This window comes from Sporosarcina sp. SAFN-015, from assembly GCF_051966875.1.
In the GTDB taxonomy this organism is placed as follows: domain Bacteria; phylum Bacillota; class Bacilli; order Bacillales_A; family Planococcaceae; genus Sporosarcina.
The window spans coordinates 66,357-87,439 of sequence record NZ_JBQCKP010000008.1 but is presented as its reverse complement, the minus strand read 5'-3'; the positions used below and the strand labels follow the sequence as shown (position 1 = coordinate 87,439).

Below are 21,083 nucleotides of genomic sequence, written 5' to 3'. Positions count from 1 at the left end.
TAATTTACAGAATTGATTGATACTTTAATTGATTATATACGAAAACGCTTTCATTCACAACTGAATATTTTCAATTAACAGTCAAGGGCGAAACTTCAATTATTCAAAACAAAAAACTGCTCCGTCGACAACGGAGCAGTTTTTATTAAAAGATCGGCAACGTAACAGCTACCATCAGTAAAAATAAAATAGCTATATAATTGACAGAGTAGATGAACATAACATATGCCCATCTGTCATCGTTTTTCGTAAAGAATCCACGAATGGAGACAATCAAGAATCCAATATTCAATATCGTAGCAAGAACGATGAATAGCATTCCGAGTGATCCTAAGTAAAATGGCAACGGAAGCAAACATGCGATGTAGACGAACATTTGGCGCTTTGTCACCTTGAAACCATGAACGACCGGCAACATCGCTACATTGGCCGCCTTGTATTCATCGTACTTCCTCATCGCGATTGCAAATGTATGCGGCATCTGCCAAATGAATAAAATGATAAAAAGCATGATTGGAACGATATGCCATGTTGGTGCAATTGCAGCCCAGCCGATCATCGGGGTTACCGCACCTGAAACACTTCCGATAACCGTATTCAATGTATATTTACGTTTCGTCCACATTGTGTACATGATGACATATGTGAACCAACCGATGAATGCGTAAATCGCTGCCTCCATCGTTGTAAATAACAGCATGATCATCCCTAATGCCGAAAGGGAAATACCGATCCCTAATACAGTCTTTAAAGGAATGTTACCAGTTACAGTCGGACGCTTTTGAGTCCTTTTCATAACCGTATCGATATCTACGTCGTACCAGTTATTCAGGACGAGCGCCCCACCCATCAGGATTGTGCTCCCAATAATCGTCAGCCAAAACAGTTTGCTGTTCGCAAATAAGGAGCCACCAGTAAAATGAAGGGCAAGCCAAAAGCCGACAAACACGGGCAATGCATTGGCAAGCAAAACCGGTCCCTTGAAAAGCGATTTCAAATCCGCTATCAACGTTCCTGAATTTTGATCTATGGTTGTGCTATTTTCAGTAAAAGTTATATCCATATCTTTCGTCATATCTATATACGCTCCTCAGAGGTATTTTGGCAAAGTTTCATCCCTTCCATCATATCATTTCATCCGTGATAATTTAAAGATTTACGGATTTTTCTTTAGAAATCCATTGGTTTCCCTTTAAGTTTGACACAATTTATTCAAAACTGAACTGGAAAATAAAAAATGGCTTCGGATTTACGAAGCCATTACACCTATAAATAACAGAAAAATGAATATGAAAATATACATTAATATAATAAGTGCAAAGATTCCACCCATCACAATCAAGTACGCCTTTGCAAATGTATTTCGCGGATCCTGCTTATCTGCTGCCCAAATAATGAGCATGACGAAGCCGACTATCGGCAAACAGACAAGGATTAATGTTAATATCCAATCTTTCAACGACATCTGTTTCTCAGTCTTCATATTTGTCACTCCCAAGCCATTTCTAATAAAGGTTACATTCTATCCTACCATAGTATATGTGACCAGATTGCAAGTTATATTAGATATAATGGAGAAACAGCTGATACACTTCAACCCGCCGTTTGATTCATTTCCCAGTCTGTTCAATCAAAGGTTCAAAATTAACTCTTGAAACTTTTGATACACGCACTTTCTGCCCTTCTTTCAACTGCACTTGACTTTGAGAGCCTGTCAATTCTCCCCCCAGCAATTCAAATAGTTGAGGGTCTTTTCCTTCTTCCAAAATCTGTACAAAGCCATACCCATAGGGGATGCTAATTGAATAGTTACCCGGCTTAATGTCCAACCCGACATCCCAAATTCCAGCTGTCAGCTCGGTGGAAAGCTCGGTCTTTACGGGTTGAATCGTTACTGTGTTATAGCCGCCGTCAAAAAAGATGGTGAACGTTGAATCGATGTCGGCAGTTAAGCTAGACACTCCAGCTTTGTCCCCTACGATTTCCCGTAAGAGCAAGTTGTCATCTTCGTCATATATATATATATTCCCAGATGGGTGACCCATCAATGCGTATCTTCCTGGCTCGATCGTCAGCTTTGCCCCTTTTTTTGTCGGCATCGGTCCATAAATTCTTTTTGCCTCTTTGTTGCTTCGATCTACGGTCGTGAAAATGGCCGAATGAACTGTTCCGATGATTTCATCTTTTGTCTCTCCGCTAATTTCGTAGTTGTCTGCATATGCGGTTATTCTATCTGATCTCGTTCCTTGTAAGTTGTGGCAACCGGATAAGATCAACGTACAAACGAACAATCCTGCTAATATCCTTTTCATCTTTTCTCAGCCTTTCAACTTGATTGTATTGGTGCTGTTTCTACTTTCCGAATATGCAATAGCTTATTTCTTCCATATAGGATAGCGATGACAAGTATATTCAATACTACAAGCCAACTGTACGCATGCTTGAAATCAAGTTTTTCAATCCCGTATTCCATCGCTGCATCGCCGCTCAGCACTTCGCTAATATCAATGAACTTTATTGGATATAGCCAATTCGTCTCTACTCCTGCAACTAATAGAAGTTGCGGAGAAAACAATATAAATAAGATAATGACAATTGCCGCGTACAAGTTTTTTGTTACAAGATTAAGTAGTAGGAAGGTGAACAAAAGTAATAGGGCAATTAATCCGAACGCCACTAACATGTAAAACAAATAGCGCAGCATAGATACTGCAATATAATTAGCGTCCTGATAAATAAGGATTGGAGTCCTAAAATCTCCCCACCCCGCTTTTCTCGCTACATAATAGCCCCCTATCAATATACTTGCACTAAGGAAGAACATGATTTGGACGAAATGGACGCTTACTTTACTAAATGCTTTTTGCATGGACGTAATTGGAAACCCTTGCATTACGGAAGGATGATGTTGATCATTTACAAGCATGCTGCTTCCTGCAAATAATACGAGCAAGCAAAACATGATTCCGCTAATAATGCTCAATGCAGCCGGTATGTAATTACTAGCTTTAAAAGAATTCTGGATGAGGGGAAGTTCATGCTCTTTGTGATAATGGAAAAGCGCATTTTCTTTTAGTATTTCATCAACTGGAACAATATACTCACGCTGAATTCCTTTGTTGCCTCGTCGATGCAACTCTAGACGCAATTCATTTAACTGAAGTCCTGCATCAAAAAACTTTTGAAAGTTAGGTCCCGCACTAAAAAAACCACGAGAAATTCCCTGTTCTTCATTTCGTAAGTAAAGCCTTTGCATATTAATCAGTGAAGATTGTTCAATCAGATTCTCACGAATTTCTTTTCCTTCTTCTGTTTGCCAAACAGAACCCGGAAATTTATCTAAAATCTTAGGAAAGTTCTCTGCTTCCTCATTCTTCTCTTCCCTTATGTCTATTAAATCCAATTGACTATAATGTGAATAATAAAGCGGGAAAAACAGGACTAGGGCAAGACCTAACAACCAATTTTTCTTATTTAGTACTAATAATCTTAATTCGAATAATAAATACTTCCAGAACATAATTGGATCTTTCCTCCTTCCCATTTTTTAGTTTGCCAAATAAAAATGGCGTTTATTAATGAAAAGTGAAACGATATACAAGACAATTTCAATGATGACGTACGTAATGACTAGGACGAGGATTCCTTTTGTATAAGTAATCGTTTCCGTGTTCAATAGAAAATTCTTTTCCCCATCGATAATTTTTCCAAAATCAAAATATGTTTGTGGAAACAGGCTAATATCCTTACCAAACAATTCTTTTGTATAACGTGATACATAAAGGCGTTCAGAGAACAAGATCAAACTGCTGATGAATAGAACAATCCATTCATTTTTAAAAAGCAAGCTTAAAACAACATTCAACCGTACGAATAGGATGACTAATAGCGGAAGGACAACGAGTGTCTTCCCTAAATAGGCTGCCAAGGAAATGACACTATAGTCTTCGGCTGTAAACGTTTTTTGCTGAATCATGATGGGAATTGACAAATCGAAATGACCGAACCCGAACTGAATCGTCATAATGAGTACACCGACAGTGATCACGCTACAAATGAATACAATTGAATAAAGAAATGCTGACAATGATTTCAAATTCAATTGACGATACCAAGATAATGGCAGGCCTTGGAGGACGGTTTGATGTTTTCTGTCCCTTGATAAAATGTCACTGCTCACATAAATTACGCAAAATATAAGGAAGTAAACCCCATAGTTTTGTAGAAAATTTTGCAATGTTTGCAACCCTGTTTTTTCATACATCAACCCAAATGTGATAGGGTGATCCTTTTTAAGATAATCCTCATATTTCATCATCGTTTGCAGATAAGCATGCTCTCGATCTTTGCTAGGAAATGGCGCGGTCTGGAATAAAAACCGATCTTCCATATACTCGTCCGGATTGCCTTGCAAATAGATTGTCCTTAGTTTGAGCAAGCGCTCATAGTTTCGATCTTCAAAAGACTGCAGCATACCGGAAAACAAATCGTAATTATAGTCATTTGTCGCATAAACAGGTGAACCTACCTGACGATCATAGGAATAGCTATGCCAAGGGTAAACAAGGCCGGTATTACCGATACTCTTCCATAGTTTTTGCTGGTCTTCCAAGTACGCTAAATAAGCTTCCGTTTCCTTTTGATTAAACGCTTCCTTCGTATCCGCAAACGGCCATAATAGTAAACAATAGCTAAATAATAAAACCGTGATGAAAAAAACAAATGGAATCGTACGTCTGCTTTTTGCTGAAATTAAAAATTCATGCTTTAAATAATATCGATTCATCCCAGCTTCCCCTTTAATTTATCGTTATTTTTATTTATTTCAAAATAATATATTATATTTCACTATATACATATTATTGTAATATTTCAATAGCATGTGGCTATTAGAAATCTTATAGCCAGTAAGCAAGTCTGACGTAGTAGATTGCTTAATCTCTTTTAACTGGATTTTATATACGTTCGTATATATGAACAGATTACCGGCTATGTTAGAAATAGTTGAAGCGAAAGGATGAATGGTCGGATATGAAGAAGTGGATTTCTTTCTTTATCTTCTGTTGTTTCATGATATTGAGTGGATGTAGTAACCAAAATCTTGTTCCGAAATCCGAAGCGAGCAATGTTGTCGATACATATGGCATCACTTCATTTTCCGTAACGATTGATACAAATGAAATGCAAGAGGCATTGAATGCAAGCTTTACGGAGAAAAAGGAAAGATCAGAGGCGGAATATACGAATCAGAAAGAAGAGATAACGCTACATGGTAAAAAGGCTTTGAAAAAAATAATGGAAGCGTTCGAAAAAATGGAACCTGACCCAGAAGCCGAGGAAACGGAATTAATAAAAAATGCCGCAGAAGCATTTGGATTTAAAGAGTATAAGATGATTCGGTTGGAAGTAAAATTCAAAGGATATGACAGTAAAGAAATCATGTTCTCCAAATAACGATGGATATCGAATTCCGACCGGATTTCGATATCTTTTTTATATTGCGGCTAGATATCCATAAAAAAGGGTAAAGCATACGTAAGTTACTCAGATTCATTGACGTTTTCAAGGAGGCAATTTATATGGAATGGAAAGGTAGAAGAGGCAGCAGCAATGTGGAAGATCGGAGAGGTATGGGAGGAAAAACGCTCGTTGGCGGAGGTATTGGCGGCATTGTCATGCTCCTCATCGTCATGTTTCTCGGTGGAGATCCGAGTGATATGCTCTCCAATCTGACAGCGTCTCCTGGAAATACAGAATACGTAGAGACAGAACAGGATAAAGAATTAGCTGAATTCGTTTCAGTCGTTTTAGCGGATACTGAAGATGTTTGGACAGAAGTTTTCGAGAAGGAAGGAATGGAATATCGTGAACCGATTCTCGTACTTTATTCGGGAAGTGTCCAATCAGCATGCGGGATGGCTGGCTCAGCGGTCGGTCCGTTTTATTGTCCCGCCGACGAAAAATTATATATCGATTTAGGTTTTTACGATGAATTGCAAACACAGTTCAAGGCACCCGGCGATTTCGCGATGGCATATGTCATTGCGCACGAAGTCGGCCACCACGTTCAAAAACTATTGGGTATTAGCGACGAAATGGCGAGAATACGAAGCCAAGTGAGTGAAGAGGAATATAATAAATACTCTGTACGACTCGAATTGCAAGCTGATTACCTTGCAGGAGTATGGGCGCACCATGCGCAAGGAATGGGTGTCTTGGAAGAAGGCGACTTGGATGAAGCGCTGAACGCAGCTAGTGCAGTCGGTGATGATACGATTCAGAAAAGGGCACGCGGGTATGTCGTACCTGAAAGTTTCACTCACGGCACTTCCAAACAACGTAAGAGTTGGTTTTATAGGGGCTTTGAAGCAGGGAATCTTGAAGAAGGAGATACATTTGGCGCTGGGAATCTTTGATCGTAGAACCGAGAGTGAAATAATGGAGCCCTTGTGCGATTTATTGAGCCCTTATTGAAATAATGGAGCCCTTGTGTGATTTATTGAGCCCTTGTTGAAATAATGGAGCCCTTGTAAAACAAAACAGGTAGAAGGAGAGAATGCTTTTGAAGTGCACTCCCCTTCCACCTGTTTTATATTTTATACAATACTTGATACTTTCTTCGATTGGCTGTCCAACTCGGATGCTGATGAAGCGATGGCTAAAAAATCTTCCATTGCCACTTCAATCCTCTGCTGGCATCGATCCACGTTTTCTTGAGCCAAGGTTGTCCCTTTGGAAATGTTTTTAATTTCCGTCGTAATTGCTTCGACTCCTTCACGTACTTCCACAATTGATTTTTCAACATTCGCGGATAATTTACGTACCTCTTTTGCGACGACGTCAAATCCCCTTCCATGCTCGCCTGCACGCGCCGCTTCAATTGCCGCGTTCAAAGCGAGCAAATTCGTCTGAGCCGCAATTTCTCTAATTGTTTTCACGATATGCTGGATGCTTTCGGCATGCAATTGCAGATTACCCAGCGTATTCGTATTCTCATGAGAAATTGCCGCGATATCTTCGATGATCACTAACAATTCCTTGCTTCGTTCCATTCCAATATCGGCACGTTCGGTTAATCCTTCCGCCATCTGCCTCAACTCTTCAACAACAGAGGTAATGGAATTTTGCCGTTTCGTAATATTCGAAGCAACTTTAGAAATGCTAATGACCTTTCTTCCATCGTGACTGAAAACCGGCATATAGGTCGCTTCCAACCATACTTTTTCGCCGTTTTTATCTTTCATTTCAATTTTCCCATGTTGGCTGATGCCCCGCAGAAGCTCTCGCCAAAACTTGTCATACTCAACACTTTTCACATATTCATCAAAACAAATGTCGTCATGACGAATTCCGATCATTTCATCTTTCGTATATCCCATTGCATTCGCAAAAATGTCATTCACATAAGCAATTTTATGATCCAAATCATATCGGATAATCGCAAGATTCTTCTCAAGAGCTTTCACGACATGATCATCCGTTACTTGTTCAATTACCTGTTTCACCATTTCATTCCCCTCCTACTTCCTTCATACGAACTGACTTTTCACTATTGTCCGGAATATCTGAACCTACTACTATTTAACCATAGTCGGGGATGAAGTGGAATACCTTGGATATTGTTATAATTCCATTTTTTCTCATAGAATGATAAGTAGGTAACTAGGAGGTGAAGTTTTGGAACATTCATTTCAGAAACAAGCTTTGAATGAACTGCAATTCTGGCTTCAAATTTTAGGCGATCATAGCCGCTTTATCCACGACTCGCTAGCTCCCGGCCAAACTAAATTTATCAACACCGCCTCAGCATTCATAGATCTTTTCGATACATTATTGAATCGTTCAAAACAATCAATGAACGAAACTGAATTGGTGTCCTTGGCCGGTCTCGCCAAAACGGAAAGCGAAGCAATACGAGAATTGAAGCTGACGATTATAAAGGAACAATTAGTCGGCAACATTAAAATTTCCCTAACTCCTTCATTCATCAATCATATGGTCAATGAAGTAGATGAAGCGATTCGGGTTCTCTCGTACTTGGAAAAAGGAGAATCCCCTTCCATAGTCCACCCGCTTCACCATGACTTAATATGGCTGCTCGATGCTGCAGGTCATGCCGGTGCAATTGACGCAAATATGGACCGTGTTGAAAAGCAGCTGAAGAAAAAAAGCAGAAAGTTCATGAAAGATTGGGAAGCATTTTATTTGAAGGCTGTAGAAATGACCGGATTTTTGCGTACAAACGTAGCAAGATTTCCTGCCTTGGAAAAATTCCATAACGACGTCCACCTCGAGATGACCATCTTCAAAACATTCTTAGATGAACTCGAAGAAATGGGATTAAAAAAAGAGAATTTAGGAGCGCTCACTCCATTGATGGCCGACCATATGGCGCGCGAGGAGTGTTACTATTTATTGAAACTGGCAGAGACAGCCGGCACTCCTGATCCTAATTGCGATCCGGCAAAGGAACGAGTGCAAGGGTAATAGATTTCTATGAACCTACTACGACTGCATTGCTAATATTCGCTAGTGCCGTTAAAATGCTGGACCCTGTAATATGGCTCGTCTTCGGATTATCCGGAGACGGGTTGTTTTTGATTGTCATCTCAAATTCGCCGAAAGCTCCCTTTGCTGCCACATGATGAATATTTTGTGTGACGGCAGGATCGGCAATGATTCGTACACGAGTTTCTTCAACGCCAATGCCCGCAAGCGACAAGACGATTGCGACATTCGCATTTTTAGGGAATTGTTCAATCGCGTCACGGGCTGGTCCTTCAAACAACATTTGCTCCGCAGTAATCTTTTCCGCGGTTAATGAATGGGCAGGCTTTCTAGTAGTTAGTGTGACAGAATCGAGCCCGCCTGCTAGTTTAGCTGCCTTCAGAACATCCAATCCACCAATTGCCCCCGATGGCAAATAGATGCGGTTCCCACTATTTTGCGCAGCCTGTTTTAGTAGATTGCCAAAGTCGGGATCGGCGAACGCTCCAATGCTGATGATCATCAGATCTTTCTTAGCGATGGCATCAAGTGCATATTTTTTTACAGCTTCAATGTTCGAGCATTCGACTACGATATCGATATCAGTTTGCAAGAAGGAATCCAGGTCAAAGAATGCCTGACATCCGTATGTATCGGCGAACGCAGGAAGCTCAACTCTAGCTTTCTCTCGTTCATCCAGAATAGCGATGATTTTGATGTTGGGTAGAAGTTGCTCTTTGTTTATTTTTTGAAGGAGATAAGTGCCTAGGTTTCCTTTTCCGATTATGCCTATTTTGATTTGGATCAGTCCTTTCGCTTTTATGGTTAGTATACAGTAAAACCCCTTGGCTTTGGCCAAGGGGTTAAGTAAATAATTCTATTATCTTGCAATAGTGATGTTTGCTGGTACTGCTAGTTTATTTCCAGCAGCATCTTTAATTGTAAGCGTATTTAGAGCTTTCAACTCTAAAACTTTTTCTAGATCAGCGTTGGAAAGGTTGTCTTCTAGTGTGAATGTTACAGTTGTAACACCATTCTCATTTGCAGGAGTTGTTACTGCTGTTTTAGATGCAACAGTAGCTCCGCCAATTAGAAGTTCAAAATCACCAGTTCCTGAAGTAGTCGTAACAGCTTCGCTGAATGTTAAAGTCACTTGGTTTGTTCCTACTAGTGTAGCAGACGTTACTGTTGGAGCTACATTTTCTTTAACAGATACAGTATTTGTAAAGAATGGCTCCATTACTTTAGTTGAACCAAGTGCTTTCACGTTTGCAATGTTGATGTTGCGAGTTCCTGTGAAGTTATTTGAATCTTGCTTCAATGTAAGAACTGCAACTTGCTTACCATTTGCAACAGGATTTAACTTAACTGATTCAACGACTGCACCATCAATTTGATAATTAGCAACAGTCGTCGCAGATGCTCCGTCTACCGCTTTGTCAAATGTGACATATACTTTATTGTTATCATCTGCATCTTGGACAACAGATTCTACACCAACGACTGCATCGCTTGCAGGAGTGTTGTCTTTACCACGAGTAAACGTTACTTTAGCTGTGTCAGCAGTTACGCCTGATTCGCTAGCAACATTTGCAAATGTCAAATCAAGTGTGTATGCTGCGCCTTCAACGTCAAACGTAGTACCAAGGAAAGTATCTAGCTCAACGCGAACGACTTTCTTATTTGAAGCGTCTTTGTAGCTAATTGCCGTAGCAGATAGATCATTAGCAGCAACCGGTGTAGTTACATAGTTTTTAACATATGAACCAACTCCGTCTACCGTAGGAGAATTGCCAAGCTCAACATTCTTATCAAATGTAATTTCAAGATATTCTTTACCGTTTGTTTCATCTGCAACAACTGTGCTGGATGCAACTTTTGGAGCGTTAATATCTTTTACAAAGCTAACAACTCTGCTAACCGAATCACCAGCTTCACCGCTAAGATCTACAAAACCGTTGATAACAACAGTTTTCGCTTCGTCAAGAACAGCAGAAGAAGTTACATTATAAACAGTTGGATCGTTCGCATCTTTTTCAACTTTCGATGCTGCTGTACCGCCGATTGTTACAGTCGGAGCTGTTTGTAATTCCTCAGTGAATTTGATTGCGAAAGATTTAGCGCCAGTTTGAGTAACAGATGTTACAGCTGGTTTCACTCCATCTTTGTCACCTTTTTGGAATGTAACAGTTGTAGGATTTGGTGAGATTAAGTTTCCAGCTTGGTCTTGAGTACCAATGAATGTAGCAATCACATCTTGGTTAGCAGCAACGTCTGAACCTAGAGTGAAAGTTACTTCTTTAGCTCCTGCTTTAAAGTTGTTTGTAACACCTTTTGCAGAACTTGCAACCGCTGAACCATTTGCTAGTTTATAGCTAACATCTCCAAGTGATTTAAGAGGTTCAGAGAAAGTTACTTTGAACGTACTAGCAGAAACTCTTTCAGTATTTACAACTGTTGGAGCAGTTTTATCTGCCGCAATTGTAACCATTTCTTCATATTTAACGATTTGTTTACCGTTGTATGATTTCAAACCGTCAATGACGACATCATAACGTTTAGAGAGAACGTTTTTTGCAGTAATAGTCAATGTTTTACCGTCATTCGACAATTCGCCAGTAAGAGCTCCAGGAGCAACTCCGTCAAGAGAAGTTAACTTAACTGCGTTCGCTTTAAACGTTCCGCCTTTACCATCTTCAAACAAAGTTGCTTTGTCAACTGGGAGGTTGAACTTAACTTCAACTTGTGTAGCGTTAATTCCTTCAACGGAAGCAACTTCGAGGTTTGTCGGCTCTGCTACAACTACTGTAAGTACTAAATCCTCAGCGCTGTTTCCTGCTTCGTCAATTGCGCTGTATGTCACTTTGTATGTTCCATAATTTTTTGTATCGATGGCAGTTAGTCTTTCGCCAGCTTCGTTTGTAATAACAGAAGTGACTTCGATTTTTTCGTCAACGTTGTCAGTTGCAGTTACAACTGGAAGTGTGAATTCTGCACCGTATGCAACGTTAAGAGTTTTTTCGCCAGTGTATACTAGTTTTGGTGCTTCAGTGTCAGCTACTTCTTCTACGTTTACGTTAGAAGTTTTGTAGAGGAATGAAGCGAATTGACCGCGTGTTGTTGTGTTTTTAGGGTTGAATTGCGGTGCAACCGGGTTTGTAATATCGAAGTAGTCTAGTACGTCGATGTATGGACGAGCTTCCGCTTTTGCTTTCGCTAGGTCTGTTACATCTTTGTTGAATTCTTTTTCTTTTACGAGAGTTACTAAATCTGTTTTATGGATAGCGTCATATGCTCTTACAAGAACGATCGCCATGTTTTCACGAGTGATGTCAAGTCCTGCACCGAGTGTGCCATCCGCATAACCGTTAAATACGCCATTGTCTTTTACCAACGCAGCATATTTTAGGAGTTCGTCATTTGATTTAGATGTAAGATCTTTGAAACGTGGGTTTGTCTTGTAATCTGCTGGAACTTCATAGTCTAGTGATACTAGCCATTTACCCATCATTTTTACAACATCAGAACGAGTCAATGTTTTATTCGGTTGGAATGTACCGTCGGGATATCCGCTAATAACTCCTGCTTCTACTAGTGCTTTAATAGCTGGTTCGTGCGTATTCCCTTTCACGTCGGAAAACTCTGCTGCACTAGCTACTGGTGCTACTGCTGTTGCTACCAATGCTGCTGAAGCCGCACCGATCATGAAATTACGATATTTTTTTGGTTGGTTGTTACCCATAAATAAATTTCCTCCTCTGAGATGTACTAATAAGTTGAGAGCAATGCATCCCATATACGTATACCCTCGTCAATCATTATTAATCATATTTTATAAAATTGATAGAGGTATTAACTGGTTATAGTTCCAGTCTACCACTCTATTTCATAATTTAAATAGAAAATAACCGTCTGATTTTTTACGCAAGAAAGCTATAATCCCACAGCTTCAAGTATTCCCTATGACATCTCACATATTATTTTTCCTTTTCTTTTTTATTCCCCTTTTTCAAAAACATTTGATAGATCGGTTTTAATGATTTTGGTGTGAGTTCTATATCATTTTCATGTGCATATTTGATGGCATGTCCTAAAGCGATCGTCATTCCGCCAGCTACACTTGCGCCTGCCACCATGCCTGCACCGGGAACTATCTTTACAAGTTGCCTGAAAACCGTCTTTCCAATATTCCCTACAATTGTCGCGATAATTAATTCTTTCGCGTTATCCTTCGAAATCGGTTTTCCATATAAGGTTGAGAGTTTTAACATAAGACTGACTTGTAAGGCAGTCAAAGGAACGAAATCGGAACCTGGAATCGGAACGGCACCAATTGTCGCTGCGGATGCACCTGCCGCGAGGATCCATCTATTAGCGATTGCAGATTTATCGGCCATGTTTGCCGCCATTAATATATCTTTTTTTTTCGTTTCTAATAATGAAAGCACTTCTTTTTGCAGCAAATCGATATTTTCACCTGTCCTTGAAGAAATCGGCGTGACTGGATATTCGTAACCTGTATGATCCTGCACGTATTTTACGAGGCTTGGAATATCTTCGGCTGCGTCAATTTTATTTAATACTAGAATAAGATCTTTATTCACTTTGGCGATTCTCTTCAGTGATTTCAGCTCAGTTTCCGATAAAACTGTTCCTGCTGCATTTAAAAAGAATAAAATCAAATCTGCCTGTTTATAAAATTTCATCGTTTCATTTGAGTGTTCGCTGTAAATATCATCCAGACCTGGAGTATCGACGAAGATGATTTTATCTTTATATGAAAACTTCTTAATCTCCTGTGTTTCTCCGGGCTTTGCCCCAACCTGTGCCACTTCGTTGCCCATGAGGCGATTAATCGTCGATGATTTGCCAGCGTTCACATCACCGATCATGGCGATTAGAATTTCGCTTTCCAATTGTTCGTTAATTTCGGATGACTTCTCTTCGAAAATCTTGTCAAAGTCCTCATCTGACATCCATTGTCGACTCATTTGGATCACCTTCCTCTTTCATTTAGTAATGATCTCTTCCTATTCATACGGATAGTACTGCAATTAGATTCAATTTCTTATTCATACCCTGTCTGAGATAAAATTAAAAAGCAAAAGAAAAAACCTGCATGTTTTCCATACAGGTTTTAGCATAACGCGTATTATGCTTTTTTCATCATTTTCTTAATCAGGCGGATTTGTCCTCTATGATTCAGTTCGTCTTCGAAGACGTGGAACCATTTGAAAAAGTTGTTGGCAGGCAAGTCATACCAAAATGGTTCTTGTTCGAACAGCCAAGCATCCGGTAGAGACTTGAATTTCTCAATTGTTTCTTTTCTTGTTTCTTCTAATTGATGTAAGTAATAATCAATGGCATGTCCTTTTATCGTTTCCCGAGCATGATCTCCCAAATCTAACCCAGGGTTAAGCCTATCGATATCTTCTTCTGTAAAATCCCGGTTTTCGAATGTTGCTATTTGATAAGCTTTTTCTACTGAAACAAAATGAGCTAAAAGCATGCCAATTGAGTTGCCGTCATCTGCATATAAAAAATCCAATTCATCTACCGACAGATCTTTCACTTCATCAATAGTAGTCGCTCTCGTATAGTCCATCATCGAAACTAGCTTGCCGAATTCTGCGCTTAATCCTTCTTTTTTATCAATAATAAACAACGTTTCCTTATTCATTATGTCTTTCCCCCTTATCTAGTAATTCCTTAAACCATTTCGCACATTGGTATGTGTTTTCCCAATCTGGATCCTTGTCCTCTATTCCCCAGCATGCATACAAAGTTGACATGGAGACTGCTGCTCTCAAAAGCTTTTCGCGATCTAATTGCAATAGTTCACTTATAAGATCGACACGCAACTTCAGCAAAGCTTCAGGATCTGGCTTTGTGAAAAGATGATTAATCATGAATGAAACAACATCTAAATACGGACTTCCAGCAACCCCTTTCGGATCAATTGCAAGCCAGCCTCTATCAGTTGAAAATAATATGTTCTCGTGATGCAAGTCCCCATGCAGCAGCTCGCTTTTCATTGAGATTTGCTGTATTTCATGCAAGTAGCCTGCCGCCATCTCGACCCATTCGTTTGGTAATGGACCATCGTTAGCGTCGTAGTTGCTTTTATATTTTGCAAATGCAGTCGCCCAGCTTAAGACTGTTGGAAAATCGCCTTCAACAGGTAACGGTCGACGGATTTGTTTCCAAACATGGCAAAAGTTTTGAATGACACCTTCTTCATCCGTTTCTGTGCATAGCATCGTTCCGGGCTGAAGCTTTTCGAGCAACATAGCTCCTTGTTCCGCATCAGCTTTTACTAGTTTGGCACACCCTTCTCCGTTGTAGAGCTGCAATGTCCGTATTTCGTTTTCAAAATCGAAGCCCGCCAATCCCATCTTCAATATGTATTGGTCATTGTTTTGATCTATTACGTGAATGACGTAGTTATAAGAAAGGTTCGTGACAGGTTCCTGTAGATTCAGTCCCCAGCTGCTTGCAATATTCGTCACCCTAGATTCCAATGTTTGTAGCCAGTCTCGCCCAGCTGTACCGAAGCAGTTTGTGATTTTTTCTTTAAATGAAATAGGTATGTCCATATGAGTTCCCCTTACAATAATTTTGCCATATAGTATTCGTCGACATACTGACCATTCACGAACAATGAATCCTTTTTGACCCCTTCTTTAATAAAACCCGCCTTTTCATAAAGCACTATTGCAGCAGTATTATTTGACATCACGGTCAATTCAACACGATGAAGTTTGTTCTGAATTGACCAATCGTTTAATGACTTGAAAAGAGCCTTGCCAACTCCTTGCCCACGAAAGGCCTCTGAAATACCAATGACTATATATGCAGAATGCTTATTTCGATTAGCAGTCCCAGCTATCACCATCATATAACCAACCAATGACTCGTCTATTTCCGCAACGAGTATCGTCGATGCATCGGCCCCAAGCGACTCGATACGCTTCTTAAGTTGTTCTGCGGATAACTTCCTTTCACCTGCTTCGTAGAGCATCGTTTGCGATGTTCTCTCCACTTCTCCTATAAGTTGAGATAATTGATTTGCATCATTGATTTGAACTTGTCTAATTATCATTTGAAATACACACCTACACTTTGCTCAATAATAGGTTCAAAATCGCCTTATACACTTCCGGCTGCTTACTATGGATCAAGTCTCCAGCAAACGGCATAGTCGCTACATGTATATTTCATCCACCAATTGTTTCAATTTTGTCCCAGTAATATGCAATCTCCTTAAACTCCTCTCCTCCTATATCAATCCATGTTGTGTCTATAGGAATCCCACCAAGTGATTCGTAAAATGCTTTAGATGGATTGTTTTCTAGAACCCAAACAAGCATGGAGTTAAAGCCTTGCTCTTTCAAGTTTCCCGCAATTTTACGCGTCAATTTTTTACCTATTCCCAAACCTTGTACGTCTTTCAAAAGATAAATTGCGTAAAGTTCTCCATCCGCTTCATATTTACCTGTCCGTTCCTTGCCCCCTGTTGCGAAACCGACAATCTTGCCATTTTCATCTTCAGCAACATATAGCGCATTATGCCTAATGCCTCTGCTCCAATTCTCTGCACGCTGTTCGTACGACAATTGCTGAAGATAACTGTTTGGAACAATATCCTTATAAGTTGTCCTCCAACTGTCCACGTGAACACGGGCAATGCCTTCCGCATCGTCTAGTACGGCTTCTCTTATTTTCATCTTCATCACCTCTTACACTATTATTCTCAGTTTACAGTAAATAGTGAAATAATAGAATTGATTTCAGAAAAGAAATGGAAAGTCAGCTTTTTTCTTGCCCGTTGAACAATTATTGTTCATTTCCTGAGAGATATCGATCATTTCCCATAAGTTATCGATCAATCCAGCAAACTTATCGATCATTTCCCAAATTTTATCGTTCATTTCCCAGGTTTTATTGTCATTTCGTGACCTTCGACCTAACAAAATCTCACAAAAAAAGCGCCACATTGCCAAATCAATGCGGCGGCAGTATTATGCAAATCTTCTATGAACCTTTTTTCCATCATATGAAAACACGACTTGTTTATTATCCACATATGTCTCTAAATGCACGATGCGTCCCCATAACTGATGAATATAAGGGAGGACGTTTTCCAAATACGGCACATCCAACTCCGTCTCTTCAAATTTATGCACTAAGTAAAGCTCACCATTTCGGATGTAATCTCCGTCATGGACAACAATATAAGGGAATCCCCCATTCACACGCTGCGCGATGAGACGGTCTTGTACACTACGATATTCCTTATCCGAAATTTTATAATGGCTTCCTTTTTTCTCGAATATATATAAATCCTCTTTTTGAACGAGCTCCTTCGTCAAATAATTTCGGATGAAGGAAATGTCGGAGTCCATCTCTCTTACTTCAAACATCTTCTCTCTACCGGACCTAGGCATGATTCCGGACTCGAGCATCTCTGCTGTCGGGTCGTCATATCGTCGCTCAATGTCCTCAAATATCTTCAACCCTAAATAGTATGGATTGATGGACGTTCTGGAAGGTTGGATTACGTTTGCGTTTAACTTCGCAAACTCGATCGTTTCATCCGTTGTCAAATCCATTTCCCTTAAAATTCGCTGATGCCAATACGTTGCCCATCCTTCATTCATAATCTTCGTTTCCATCTGCGGCCAAAAATATAGCATTTCCTCACGAATCATCGTTAAAATATCTCTTTGCCATTCTTCCAGTTCACGACTATTCTCCAATATGAAAAGCAATAAATCCTTTTCTGGAGTCGGAGGCGCCTTTTTTCGTTTCACTTCTGTCGGAGGCTTCAATTTCTTATGATCCATTTCCCATAAGTCATCGTATGCTGTCTTCCGGATAACCGGAGCGTTATCTTCCTGCTCCACTTCTTCAACTCCGTGACGCCACCTCACTAAGGAAGGATCGATATGTTCTTGGATGGCAAGCACCGCATCCAGAAAACGTTCAACTTCATCGTTTCCATAAATCATCTCATAATCAGCAATCCGTTCAGCGGTTGCTGTCATGCTTTCGACCATGTCCCGCCTCGTATTTGCGAAGCGGGCGTTATTTTTAAAGAAGTCACAGTGGGCAAGAACATGTGCGATGATCAGCTTGTTTTGAATCAACGTATTGCTTTCTAGCAAAAACGCATAACAAGGATTGGAATTAATAACGAGCTCATATATTTGGCTCAGTCCTAAATCATATTGGAGCTTCATTTTATGAAACTGTTTTCCGAAGCTCCAATGCGAAAATCGTGTGGGCATTCCGTACGCGCCGAATGTATAAATGATATCTGCTGGACAGATTTCATATCGCATCGGATAGAAATCCAATCCAAACCCTTTGGCAATTTCCGTAATTTCTTCTACAGCATATTGAAGGGCCTTGTGCTGCGTCATACGGATCCCTCCAAGCTTTTATGGAAAAACTTTTTCAATGCGTAATAGACATCTTTGTTTTCTTTTAGCACATAATGACGGAATTTCGGATTTTCGATTTTTTGATACGTATTCATAAGAGTGGAATATCGGCTATGCGCATTTACTTCACCGTAGCCGAACATATTTGAAACTTCCATAAGCTCTTCTACTAAAGACATGCATTTCCCATTATCAGACGACATATTTTCCCCATCTGAGAAATGGAACGGATAAATATTATAACGGGATGGACTGTATTTTTTTGTAATGAGTTCAAGCGCTTTTTCATAAGCGGTTGAGCAAATTGTACCCCCGCTTTCACCCTTTGAGAAAAAGTCGGTTTCCGATACAACTTTTGCAATCGTATGATGAGCTATGAATTCAATATCTACTTTTTCATATTTCGTCCGCAAAAACTTCGTCATCCAAAAATAAAAACTTCTTGCCATATATTTCTCAAAAGTGCCCATTGAAGCGCTCGTATCCATCATCATGAGCACGACAGCTTTCGATTGCGGCTTGACGACTTCATCCCACGTTTTAAAACGCAAATCATCATTATAGATCGGCATGATTTCGGCGTTTCCTTCCATTGCATTTCTCTTGAACGCAGCAATGATCGTCCGCTTTTTATCAATATTTCCAATGAGCCCTTTTTTCCGAATGTCATTAAACTGAATATCCTCTTCAATAATTTCTGCTTGTTCCCTTTTTTCAAGATCCGGTAATTCCAGCTCTTTGAATAAAGTATCCTCTATTTCTGCAATCGATACTTCCGCTTCATAATAATCCTGACCCGGCTTATCGCCCGCCTGCTTCCCTTTTCCAGCGCTTTGACTGCCGTCGCTCGCAACGATATCTCCTACTTGACTATCTCCGCCGCCTTGGCCGACATGCTTCGATTTATTGTGGTTGTATCGAATTTTATATTCATCCAATGATCGTATTGGTATTTTTATGACGTCCTTGCCATCTGACATAACAATACTTTCTTCACTGATCAATTCAGGCAAATTATTGTGGATCGCTTTTTTCACTTTATCCAAATGTCGTTTCTGATCCTGATATCCTTTTCGGTGAAGCGACCAGTTTTCCTGGGAGACGACAAAAGATTCGCTCTGCTCTTCATGCATTTCTATTCACCTACTCCAGTCCACTCATTTTTTTATTATATGCAACGACTGGCGGGTATTGATATGGGTGGATTCGATTACCTGTTCAACAAACTGCCGACGTACCGTAACAACTCATTTGCCGAAATAGAATTATAGCCATATTCATCTATGAGCCTTGCGACAACTTCATTGACTTTTTTCAGATGCGTTTCGTCAGGCGTCGTCGATGAAGTAGTAATTTTAACTACATCCTTTAAGTCGGCGAATAGCTTCTTCTGAATTGCCTCACGCAGCCGCTCATGGGATTTGTAATCGAATCGTTTGCCCTTCCTTGCATATGCAGAAATTCGAATAAGAATTTCTTCGCGGAAAGCTCTTTTCGCATTTTCCGAAATACCGATTTGCTCTTCAATGGAGCGCATAAGCTTTTCGTCCGGATTCATCTCTTCACCAGTGAGAGGGTCTTTCAACTTATGCTTATTGCAAAAGGCTTCAACATTATCTAAATAATTGTCCATTAATGTCCTGGCAGATTCTTCATACGAATAGACAAACGCCTTTTGCACTTCTTTCTTCGCAATTTCATCAAATTCCTTACGTGCAATCGAAATATAGTTCAAATACTCTTCTTTATCTTCCTTAGAAATGGATGCATGCTGATCAAGACCTTCCTTCAATGATCGCAGCACATCGAGTGCATTGATTGCATCAACTTCTTTACGGATGATAGCTGAAGAGATCCGATTGATGACGTATCGTGGATCAATGCCGTCCATACCTTCGTTTGGAAATTCCTTTTTCAACTCTTCCAAATCGGCTGAATTGAAGCCTTCCACATTTTCACCATCATATAACCGCATCTTTTTCACAATATCGATTCCTTGCTTTTTCGATATTTTTAAACGTGTCAATACGGAGAAGATAGCTGCAACTCTAAGAGCATGAGGAGCTATATGAATATGGGCCATATCGCTTTCCCGTATCATTTTTTCATATATTTTTTCTTCTTGGCTCACTTTCAAGTTATAAGGGATCGGCATGACTATGATCCTTGAATGTAGGGCCTCATTCTTTTTATTGGAAATGAATGCACGATATTCTGTTTCATTCGTATGTGCAACGATCAATTCATCCGCACTAATTAAGGCAAATCTTCCTGCTTTGAAATTCCCTTCTTGCGTCAACGATAAAAGATGCCATAAGAACTTTTCATCGAGCTTCAGCATTTCCTGGAATTCCATCATTCCTCGGTTCGCCTTGTTCAGCTCGCCGTCGAATCGATAAGCGCGTGGATCAGATTCAGAGCCATATTCGGCAATTGTCGAAAAGTCGATGCTTCCGGTCAGATCCGCAATATCTTGGGATTTCGGATCTGATGGTGTAAATGTTCCAATGCCGACCCGTTTGTCTTCTGAAAAGAAAATCCTTTCAATGAGCACATCCTCAATCCGTCCATCATACTCTTTTTCAAGACGCATTGTATTTAATGGGGATAAGCTTCCTTCAATTCGAATGCCGAATTCTTTGTAGAAATCATCTCGTAAATAATCCGGGATTAAATGCAATGGATCTTCATGCATCGGGCATCCTTTAATCGCATAAACCGCACCTTCATCCGTCTTTGAATATTGTTCTAATCCACGCTTCAACAATGTGACAATTGTCGATTTCCCTCCGCTGACGGGACCCATAAGCAATAATATCCGTTTTCGTACGTCGAGTCGTTTCGCTGCTGGATGAAAGTATTCATTGACAAGCCGCTCGATTGTATCTTCGAGTCCATAAATTTCATTTTCAAAAAAGCGGAATTTTGTATAGCCATTTTCTTTCGTCTCTCCGTGGCTTTTGATCATCTCATATACTCTCGAATGTGCCGTCTGCGCTACTTCTTGACGTTCTTTTAAGATGTCTAAGTATTCGGCGAAGGTACCTTCCCACTTCAACTTGCTTTCTTCTTCACGCAAATGTTCCAACTTGCGCAAAATATCCATTCGTTTCCCTCCATTCAGGGCCTGGTTTCAATCATTGTATGCAA

20 protein-coding genes are annotated in these 21,083 nt (G+C 40.0%); 3 read left to right on the top strand and 17 right to left on the bottom strand.

Annotated elements, in window-relative coordinates:
* Window positions 1-145 precede the first annotated feature (145 nt).
* From cyoE to ACTHPA_RS14240, 5 genes are all read right to left on the bottom strand, one after another.
* Window positions 146-1,075, bottom strand: a complete 930-nt coding sequence (cyoE, locus tag ACTHPA_RS14260; protein ID WP_440501115.1) for a heme o synthase — start codon at window positions 1,073-1,075, stop codon at window positions 146-148.
* Between the two features lie 174 nt (window positions 1,076-1,249).
* Window positions 1,250-1,483, bottom strand: a complete 234-nt coding sequence (locus ACTHPA_RS14255) for a hypothetical protein (RefSeq protein ID WP_440501113.1) — start codon at window positions 1,481-1,483, stop codon at window positions 1,250-1,252.
* Between the two features lie 127 nt (window positions 1,484-1,610).
* Window positions 1,611-2,312: a hypothetical protein gene (locus ACTHPA_RS14250; protein ID WP_440501111.1), complete on the bottom strand. Its 702-nt coding sequence runs from the start codon at window positions 2,310-2,312 to the stop codon at window positions 1,611-1,613.
* A 14-nt stretch (window positions 2,313-2,326) separates the two neighbouring features.
* The gene (locus ACTHPA_RS14245; protein ID WP_440501110.1) at window positions 2,327-3,520 is read right to left on the bottom strand and encodes a hypothetical protein; all 1,194 of its coding nucleotides are present in this window, start codon (window positions 3,518-3,520) and stop codon (window positions 2,327-2,329) included.
* Window positions 3,521-3,547: 27 nt separating this feature from the next.
* Complete coding sequence (locus ACTHPA_RS14240; protein ID WP_440501108.1) at window positions 3,548-4,786, bottom strand: hypothetical protein; 1,239 nt, start codon at window positions 4,784-4,786, stop codon at window positions 3,548-3,550.
* A 245-nt stretch (window positions 4,787-5,031) separates the two neighbouring features.
* On the opposite strand from ACTHPA_RS14240, the gene ACTHPA_RS14235 reads away from it, so the two are divergent.
* Both ACTHPA_RS14235 and ypfJ read left to right on the top strand, forming a co-directional pair.
* A complete protein-coding gene (locus tag ACTHPA_RS14235; RefSeq protein ID WP_440501107.1) occupies window positions 5,032-5,454 on the top strand; it encodes a YusW family protein in 423 nt (140 codons plus the stop codon).
* A gap of 125 nt (window positions 5,455-5,579) precedes the next feature.
* The gene (gene ypfJ / locus ACTHPA_RS14230) at window positions 5,580-6,416 is read left to right on the top strand and encodes a KPN_02809 family neutral zinc metallopeptidase (protein ID WP_440501105.1); all 837 of its coding nucleotides are present in this window, start codon (window positions 5,580-5,582) and stop codon (window positions 6,414-6,416) included.
* 180 nt (window positions 6,417-6,596) lie between these two features.
* Here the strand turns inward: ypfJ and ACTHPA_RS14225 are convergent, their stop codons facing one another.
* Window positions 6,597-7,508: a methyl-accepting chemotaxis protein gene (locus ACTHPA_RS14225; protein ID WP_440501104.1), complete on the bottom strand. Its 912-nt coding sequence runs from the start codon at window positions 7,506-7,508 to the stop codon at window positions 6,597-6,599.
* 169 nt (window positions 7,509-7,677) lie between these two features.
* Between ACTHPA_RS14225 and ACTHPA_RS14220 the strand changes: the two genes are divergently transcribed.
* Window positions 7,678-8,487, top strand: coding sequence for a DUF2935 domain-containing protein (locus tag ACTHPA_RS14220; RefSeq protein ID WP_440501103.1), 810 nt, complete (start codon window positions 7,678-7,680; stop codon window positions 8,485-8,487).
* Between the two features lie 7 nt (window positions 8,488-8,494).
* On the opposite strand, the gene nadX is transcribed toward ACTHPA_RS14220, so the two are convergent.
* The 11 genes from nadX to ACTHPA_RS14165 all read right to left on the bottom strand — a co-directional run bounded on the left by nadX (window position 8,495) and on the right by ACTHPA_RS14165 (window position 21,039).
* Window positions 8,495-9,346, bottom strand: a complete 852-nt coding sequence (gene nadX, locus ACTHPA_RS14215) for an aspartate dehydrogenase (RefSeq protein ID WP_440501102.1) — start codon at window positions 9,344-9,346, stop codon at window positions 8,495-8,497.
* A gap of 21 nt (window positions 9,347-9,367) precedes the next feature.
* Window positions 9,368-12,229, bottom strand: coding sequence for an S-layer homology domain-containing protein (locus tag ACTHPA_RS14210; RefSeq protein WP_440501100.1), 2,862 nt, complete (start codon window positions 12,227-12,229; stop codon window positions 9,368-9,370).
* A 235-nt stretch (window positions 12,230-12,464) separates the two neighbouring features.
* Window positions 12,465-13,478 (bottom strand): YcjF family protein, encoded by a 1,014-nt coding sequence (locus ACTHPA_RS14205; protein ID WP_440501099.1) that lies wholly within the window; start codon window positions 13,476-13,478, stop codon window positions 12,465-12,467.
* Window positions 13,479-13,639: 161 nt separating this feature from the next.
* Window positions 13,640-14,167 carry a mycothiol transferase gene (locus ACTHPA_RS14200; RefSeq protein ID WP_440501097.1) on the bottom strand — a complete coding sequence of 176 codons (528 nt, stop codon included), beginning with the start codon at window positions 14,165-14,167 and terminating at the stop codon, window positions 13,640-13,642.
* Complete coding sequence (locus ACTHPA_RS14195; RefSeq protein WP_440501096.1) at window positions 14,160-15,083, bottom strand: aminoglycoside phosphotransferase family protein; 924 nt, start codon at window positions 15,081-15,083, stop codon at window positions 14,160-14,162. The genes ACTHPA_RS14200 and ACTHPA_RS14195 overlap by 8 nt, the downstream gene beginning before the upstream one ends.
* 11 nt (window positions 15,084-15,094) lie before the next feature.
* Window positions 15,095-15,589, bottom strand: coding sequence for an N-acetyltransferase family protein (locus ACTHPA_RS14190; protein WP_440501094.1), 495 nt, complete (start codon window positions 15,587-15,589; stop codon window positions 15,095-15,097).
* Between the two features lie 115 nt (window positions 15,590-15,704).
* On the bottom strand, window positions 15,705-16,214 hold the full coding sequence (locus ACTHPA_RS14185) for an N-acetyltransferase family protein (RefSeq protein WP_440501092.1): 510 nt from the start codon (window positions 16,212-16,214) through the stop codon (window positions 15,705-15,707).
* A 63-nt stretch (window positions 16,215-16,277) separates the two neighbouring features.
* Window positions 16,278-16,418 carry a hypothetical protein gene (locus ACTHPA_RS14180; protein WP_440501091.1) on the bottom strand — a complete coding sequence of 47 codons (141 nt, stop codon included), beginning with the start codon at window positions 16,416-16,418 and terminating at the stop codon, window positions 16,278-16,280.
* 90 nt (window positions 16,419-16,508) lie between these two features.
* The gene (locus tag ACTHPA_RS14175; RefSeq protein WP_440501090.1) at window positions 16,509-17,912 is read right to left on the bottom strand and encodes a SpoVR family protein; all 1,404 of its coding nucleotides are present in this window, start codon (window positions 17,910-17,912) and stop codon (window positions 16,509-16,511) included.
* On the bottom strand, window positions 17,909-19,066 hold the full coding sequence (gene yhbH / locus ACTHPA_RS14170; RefSeq protein ID WP_440501088.1) for a sporulation protein YhbH: 1,158 nt from the start codon (window positions 19,064-19,066) through the stop codon (window positions 17,909-17,911). The genes ACTHPA_RS14175 and yhbH overlap by 4 nt, the downstream gene beginning before the upstream one ends.
* A gap of 77 nt (window positions 19,067-19,143) precedes the next feature.
* Window positions 19,144-21,039, bottom strand: a complete 1,896-nt coding sequence (locus ACTHPA_RS14165) for a PrkA family serine protein kinase (protein ID WP_440501087.1) — start codon at window positions 21,037-21,039, stop codon at window positions 19,144-19,146.
* Between the last annotated feature and the right edge of the window lie 44 nt (window positions 21,040-21,083).